At 36.7% G+C, this 6982-nt stretch carries 6 protein-coding genes; all 6 read left to right on the top strand.

Annotation, left to right across the window (positions count from 1 at the left end; genetic code table 11):
* The first annotated feature begins 121 nt into the window (after positions 1–121).
* Entirely contained in the window at positions 122–1363 is a 1242-nt protein-coding gene (locus VLC96_RS17635; protein WP_325265039.1) for a peptidase U32 family protein, read from the top strand.
* Positions 1363–1593 (top strand): ferredoxin, encoded by a 231-nt coding sequence (locus tag VLC96_RS17630; RefSeq protein WP_268848282.1) that lies wholly within the window; start codon positions 1363–1365, stop codon positions 1591–1593. The genes VLC96_RS17635 and VLC96_RS17630 overlap by 1 nt, the downstream gene beginning before the upstream one ends.
* 103 nt (positions 1594–1696) lie before the next feature.
* Entirely contained in the window at positions 1697–2683 is a 987-nt protein-coding gene (locus VLC96_RS17625; protein ID WP_325265037.1) for a virulence RhuM family protein, read from the top strand.
* Positions 2684–2880: 197 nt separating this feature from the next.
* Complete coding sequence (locus VLC96_RS17620; protein WP_325265036.1) at positions 2881–4269, top strand: PSP1 domain-containing protein; 1389 nt, start codon at positions 2881–2883, stop codon at positions 4267–4269.
* Positions 4253–4732 carry a gliding motility lipoprotein GldH gene (locus tag VLC96_RS17615; protein WP_325265035.1) on the top strand — a complete coding sequence of 160 codons (480 nt, stop codon included), beginning with the start codon at positions 4253–4255 and terminating at the stop codon, positions 4730–4732. Before VLC96_RS17620 ends, VLC96_RS17615 begins: the two co-directional genes overlap by 17 nt.
* A 22-nt stretch (positions 4733–4754) precedes the next feature.
* Positions 4755–6982 (top strand): penicillin-binding protein 1A (locus VLC96_RS17610; RefSeq protein ID WP_325265034.1); only part of this gene is annotated, 2228 nt, incomplete at its 3' end.

Genomic DNA, 6982 nt, shown 5'->3' with positions numbered 1-6982 from the left:
TCTTCGTGTTTTCTTTGCGAATCTCTGCGAAATAGAAAAACTGTAAACTTTTTAGGACTATACAATCACATATAAAAAGATACAAACGGTTTCAACCGTTGGAGACACAATACAATCAAAAATGACAACAACAAACAAAATAGAATTAATGGCTCCCGCAGGGAACTTTGAGTCATTACAAGCAGGATTAGATAACGGAGCCGATTCAGTATATTTCGGAGTAGAGCAATTGAACATGCGCGCCCGTGCAACTGTCAATTTTACCATGGATGATTTGCCGGAAATCGCCCGTCGTTGCGAAGCCAAAAACGTCAGAAGTTATTTGACTTTGAACACGATTATTTACGACCATGATTTATCGGTGGTAAAAACATTATTAAACAAAGCCAAAGAAGCCAACATCACTGCAGTAATCGCTTCTGACCAAGCAGTCATTGCCATGGCAAGAGGAATCGGGATGGAAGTCCATATTTCGACCCAATTGAACGTTACCAACATCGAAACCATTAAATTCTACAGCCTTTTTGCTGATACTATGGTTTTGAGCCGTGAGTTGAGTTTGCGACAAGTGAAAAAAATCACGGAACAAATCGAAAAAGAACAAATCAAAGGACCAAACGGCAATTTGGTTGAAATCGAAATTTTCGGTCACGGCGCTTTGTGCATGGCGGTTTCGGGTAAATGCTATTTGAGTTTGCATTCGCATAATTCATCGGCAAACCGAGGTGCCTGCAAACAAAATTGTCGTAAAAAATACACCGTAATCGACCAGGAAACTGGTTTCGAAATCGAATTGGACAACGAATACATGATGTCCCCAAAAGATTTATGCACGATGGATTTCTTGGATCAGGTAATCGATTCGGGTATTCAAGTCTTGAAAATTGAAGGCCGTGGACGCGCTCCCGAATATGTGGCAACTGTAATCAAAACCTACCGTGAAGCGATTGACAGTTATTACGAGGGCACTTTTTCCAAAGAAAAAGTGGCCGTTTGGATGGAAGCCCTGAACACGGTTTACAATCGCGGTTTTTGGGCGGGATATTACTTAGGTCAGGAATTGGGAGAATGGAGCGATGTTTCCGGTTCGGTGGCAACGCAAAAGAAAGTGTATGTAGGGAAAGGAACCCATTTTTTCCCAAAAGCCGAAATTGGTCAATTCAAAATCGAAGCTTATGACATCAAAATTGGGGATAAATTATTAGTTACAGGACCAAGTACCGGTGCACAGGAAATGGTTATCGAAGAAATGTACGTGAATGACCAATCAGTCGAAAAGGCAACCAAAGGCGACGACTGTACTTTCAAATTGCCTTTCAGAATCCGCATGTCGGACAAATTGTATAAAATAGTGGAAGCCTAATGGTTATTGTAACGCTTCAAAGAGACAAATGCATTGGGTGCAACTACTGTGTGGAAATGGCGCCTGTTCAATTTCAAATGTCCAAAAAAGACGGAAAATCGGTATTGATTAAAAGTGTAAATGCAAAAGGTTTTTACACTTTGAAATCACCCGACCACAGCATAACCGAAAGTTGCGAATTGGCGGCCAAAGCCTGTCCGGTGAAGATTATTACGGTGAAAGAGACGTAGAATTTACTTCTTTGGAATTCATAAAAAACCTATTTCATTTAAAACGGAATAGGTTTTTTTAGTCTACAATAGTTACATTTGTTAAAACACATTATCTAATGTTATGGATGAAGATTTAAAGAAATTCGTGTTATATACTGCACCAAGCGGAGAAATTCGCGTCGATGTTTTACTTCAAAACGAATCGGTATGGTTAACCCAAAAAGCAATCGCTGAGTTATTTGGAGTGCAAGTACCCGCTATAAGCAAGCATTTTAAAAATATTTTTGAAGAGGGAGAATTAATTGAATCTTCAGTTGTTTCCAAAATGGAAACAACTGCATCTGATGATAAAAATTACATTACAAATTATTACAACCTCGATGCCATAATTTCTGTTGGATATAGAGTAAACTCCGCTAAAGCAACTCAGTTTCGTATTTGGGCAACACAAACTTTAAAAGAATATATCATAAAAGGATTTGTCTTAGATGACAACCGTTTGAAACAAGGTCAGGCGATTTTTGGCAAAGATTATTTTAAAGAATTACTGCAAAGGGTTCGCTCGATTCGGGCGAGTGAAAGGAGAATTTACCAACAGGTAACCGATATTTTTGCCGAGTGCTGTATTGATTATGACAGAAATGCTGAAATAACCAAAAATTTCTATGCAATGGTTCAAAATAAATTTCATTTTGCCATTACAGGAAAAACAGCAGCCGAAATTATCTTTAAAACTGCCGATGCCAAAAAGGAAAATATGGGATTGACCACTTGGAAAAATAGTCCGAGCGGAAGAGTTTTGAAATCAGATGTGGTAGTTGCTAAAAATTATTTGGAGGAAAAAGAAATTAAACAACTGGAGCGTACCGTAACGGGTTATTTTGATTACATCGAAGGATTGATAGAAAGAGAAAATACTTTTACAATGAGCCAATTGGCCGAAAGTGTGAATAAATTTCTAAACTTTAACGATTATAAAGTCTTGGACGGTAAAGGAAGCGTTTCTAAAATACTAGCGGATAAAAAAGCAATTGAAGCATATGATGTTTTCAATAAAACTCAAAAAATAATTTCTGATTTTGATAAAGAAATAAAAAAACTGAAATGACGATTTTCCATAATTTTTAAAAAGATTTCTTCAAATATTACCCGAAAATTTCTAAGGAAACACTAATTGGTATTAGCATAAATTTATAAAATAGGGAGTTTTTTGTCCTTGTTGCATAAACTAAAAAAATAGTATCTTTACCCATTAAATCTTTTAAGAACTTAAATTGCTTTTATAGCAATACTACATATATCATTATGGCATGTACAAGTTGTTCAACTTCAGATGGTGGTGCACCAAAGGGTTGTAAAAATAATGGGACTTGCGGCACCGATAGCTGCAATAAATTAACGGTTTTTGATTGGCTTTCGAACATGAGTTTACCTAACGGAGAAGCTCCATTTGATTGTGTGGAAGTCCGTTTTAAAAACGGTAGAAAGGAATTTTACCGCAATACCGAAAATTTAACATTGAGTATTGGAGATATAGTGGCAACCGTAGCTTCTCCAGGTCATGATATCGGAATTGTAACGCTTACAGGAGAATTGGTAAAGATTCAAATGAAGAAAAAAGGAGTCAATCCATCTAGTCCTGATGTAGCCAAGATATACCGAAAAGCATCTCAAAAAGACATTGATATTTGGACGGCAGCCCGAAATAGAGAAGAACCTATGAAAGTTCGCGCTCGCGAATTGGCTATAATTCAAAAACTGGAAATGAAAATTTCAGATATTGAATTTCAAGGCGATGGCTCAAAAGCTACTTTTTATTATACAGCCAACGACAGAGTCGATTTCAGACTTTTAATTAAAGATTTTGCTAAAGAATTCAGCACCAGAGTTGAAATGAAACAAGTAGGTTTCCGTCAGGAAGCGGCTCGTTTAGGAGGAATTGGTTCTTGCGGTAGAGAATTGTGTTGTTCAACTTGGCTAACAGATTTTAGAAGTGTAAATACCTCAGCAGCACGTTACCAACAACTGTCTTTGAACCCACAAAAATTGGCTGGACAATGCGGAAAGTTGAAATGCTGCTTGAATTACGAGCTTGATACTTACATGGATGCTCTAAAGGATTTTCCGGAATTTGAAACTAAATTAGTTACCGAAAAGGGAGATGCTGTTTGCCAGAAACAAGATATTTTCAAAGGATTAATGTGGTTTGCTTATGTTGGGAATTATGCTAACTGGCATATCTTAAAGATTGATCAGGTTAAAGAAATTATTGCTGAGAATAAACTAAAAAATAAAGTGTCATCATTAGAAGATTACGCTATTGAAGTGGTTGCTGAACCAGAACAAAACTTCAATAACGCGATGGGACAAGAAAGCTTAACACGTTTTGATCAACCAAAAAGAAAGAAAAAATCAAACAAAAAACCAAGACCAGCTGGAGAAAAAGCTATTGCACCAAACAATGCTAACAAACAGCCAGCTATCCAAAAAAATACAAATCCAAATACACCAAACGCAAATACGGCCAACAAAGAAGTTCCGGTTAAAGAAAATCCAAACCCGAGCAATGGCAATAGAAATCGAAACAAAAACAATCGTAAAAAGAACAACAACAATCGTCCACCAGCTGCAGAGAACAAAACAGAACAGCCTAGAAAACCAATAATTATTAAAAAAAATGAGAATAAAGAATAGTTTATTGCTGCTTTTGGTTGCAGTAGTCCTTTTTTCGTGTGACAAAAAAAGAGTTTTTGACGAATATAAATCTGTAGGAAGCGCTTGGAATAAAGATAGTATTGTTACGTTTGATTTACCTGTTTTGGACTCAACAAAAAGATATGATTTATTTGTAAATTTGAGAGATAACAACAATTACAAATACAGCAATTTATTCCTGATTGTTTCGTTAGAAAGTCCAAATGGGTATACCAAAGTAGATACCTTAGAATACCAAATGGCCGAACCAGACGGCACTTTGTTGGGAGATGGTTTTACAGATATCAAAGAAAGCAAGCTCTATTATAAAGAAAATGTTCGTTTTAGAGGAAAATACAAAGTACATATTAAACAAGCGGTAAGAGAAAACGGAAAAGTCCCTGGAGTTACTCTTTTGGACGGAATTACCGAAGTAGGTTTTAGAATAGAAAAAAAAGAATAGAATAGTAGAATAGAACACGATTATGGCTATCAAAAAAAACAACACTCAAACAAAAAATGTCAATAAAGATGTGAAATATTATTCCAGAAAATTCTGGAAAATTTATTTCGGGGGACTTGGAATCATTGCTTTATTTTTTCTGTTTGCATCTTGGGGTCTCTTTGGATCAATGCCTTCATTTGAAGATTTAGAAAATCCTGATTCTAATCTAGCCACCGAAATCATTTCTTCAGACGGAGTTATTTTAGGTAAATATTTCAAACAAAATCGTTCTCAACTTAAATATTCAGATTTACCGAAAAACTTAGTGGATGCACTCGTAGCTACCGAAGATGCTCGTTTTTACGAACATTCCGGAATTGACGGAAGAGGAACTTTGAGAGCGATCGCCAGTTTGGGAACAAGTGGAGGTGCCAGTACTTTGACTCAACAATTAGCAAAACAGTTATTCCACGGAGAAGGATCAAAATTTTTGCCATTTCGTATTGTTCAAAAAATGAAAGAATGGATCATCGCCATTCGTTTGGAAAGGCAATATACCAAAAACGAAATCATTGCGATGTATTGTAATGTCTATGATTTTGGAAATTATTCTGTAGGGGTTAGTTCTGCCGCGCAAACTTATTTTTCTAAAGCCCCAAAAGATCTTACTATAGATGAATCGGCAATTTTAGTGGGGATGTTCAAAAACTCCGGACTATACAATCCTGTAAAAAATCCGGTAGGTGTAAAAAACAGAAGAAATGTAGTGCTTTTGCAAATGGAGAAAGCAGGTATTATTACCGAATCACAAAAACACCATTTACAAAGCTTACCAATTACATTACATTTTAAACTTGAAAGTCACAGAGAAGGTACTGCAACCTATTTTAGAGAATACCTTCGTGAATACATGAAAAAATGGGTAGAAGAAAATAAAAAACCAGACGGTTCAGACTACGATATTTACAAAGACGGTCTAAAGATTTACACCACAATCGATTCCAGAATGCAGGCTTACGCCGAAGAAGCTGTTTCGGCTCATATGGCAAATATGCAAGAAGAATTCTTTATTCAATCAAAAGGTAATAAAAATGCTCCTTTTGTAAATATTTCTGAGGCAGAAACCCAGCGCATCATTAATCAGGCGATGAAATCTTCTCATAGATGGGAGGTTTTAAAAGAGCAGGACAAAAGTGACGATGAAATAATCAAATCGTTTAGTGAAAAAACCAAAATGACGGTTTTTACCTGGAAAGGAGAAAGAGATACCATCATGACTCCATTAGATTCCATCCGCTATTACAAACACTTTTTGCAAGCTGGTGTAATGTCTATGGAACCGCAAACGGGTAATATCAAAGTTTGGGTTGGAGGAATTAATTACAAATATTTCCAATACGACCACGTTGGGCAAGGGGCAAGACAAGTAGGTTCTACTTTCAAACCGTTTGTTTATGCAACAGCTATCGAACAATTAAATATGTCTCCTTGCGATTCAATTCTTGACGGGCCATTTATGATTCGTAAAGGACGTCACCACGTTACCGAAGATTGGGAACCAAGAAACTCCGACAACAACTATCGCGGAATGGTAACTCTAAAACAAGCATTGGCATATTCGATAAACACTGTTTCAGCCAAATTAATTGATAAAGTTAGTCCCGAGGCAGTAATTGAACTTACTCATAAGCTCGGAGTAAAATCAGAGATTATCAACCAGCCATCTATTGCATTGGGAGCGGTTGAAATTACTGTCGAAGACATGGTAGCGGCTTTCAGTACATTTGCCAATCAAGGAGTATATACCAAACCACAATTTTTGACCAAAATAGAAAACAAAAGTGGCGAAGTTATCTACGAACCAATTCCAGAGTCTCATGATGTTTTGAATAAAGACATTGCATTTGCCATCATTAAATTGTTAGAAGGAGTAACCGAAAGCGGTTCTGGAGCAAGATTAAGAACAGAAGGTGGAGGAAATGGAGACAAACGTTGGACAGGTTATCCATACATGTTCAGAAATCCAATTGCAGGAAAAACGGGTACTTCACAAAATCAATCCGATGGTTGGTTTATGGGAATGGTTCCAAATCTTGTAACAGGAGTTTGGGTAGGTTGCGAAGATCGTTCGGCACATTTCAAAAGTCTTACTTATGGACAAGGAGCCGCAATGGCATTGCCAATTTGGGGTTATTTCATGAAGAAATGTTATGATGACAAAGGCTTAACAATATCTAAAGAATCATTTGAACGACCTGCGAATCTTTC

The organism is Flavobacterium sp., from assembly GCF_035456085.1.
Lineage (GTDB): Bacteria > Bacteroidota > Bacteroidia > Flavobacteriales > Flavobacteriaceae > Flavobacterium.
Note: the sequence above shows the minus strand (reverse complement) of the source record. Positions and strands in the feature narration are given on the sequence as shown.

Coding starts and splice junctions, on each gene's coding strand:
- VLC96_RS17635 (WP_325265039.1), top strand. CDS start 122: ATGACAACAACAAACAAAATAGAATTAATGGCTCCCGCAGGGAACTTT.
- VLC96_RS17630 (WP_268848282.1), top strand. CDS start 1,363: ATGGTTATTGTAACGCTTCAAAGAGACAAATGCATTGGGTGCAACTAC.
- VLC96_RS17625 (WP_325265037.1), top strand. CDS start 1,697: ATGGATGAAGATTTAAAGAAATTCGTGTTATATACTGCACCAAGCGGA.
- VLC96_RS17620 (WP_325265036.1), top strand. CDS start 2,881: ATGGCATGTACAAGTTGTTCAACTTCAGATGGTGGTGCACCAAAGGGT.
- VLC96_RS17615 (WP_325265035.1), top strand. CDS start 4,253: ATGAGAATAAAGAATAGTTTATTGCTGCTTTTGGTTGCAGTAGTCCTT.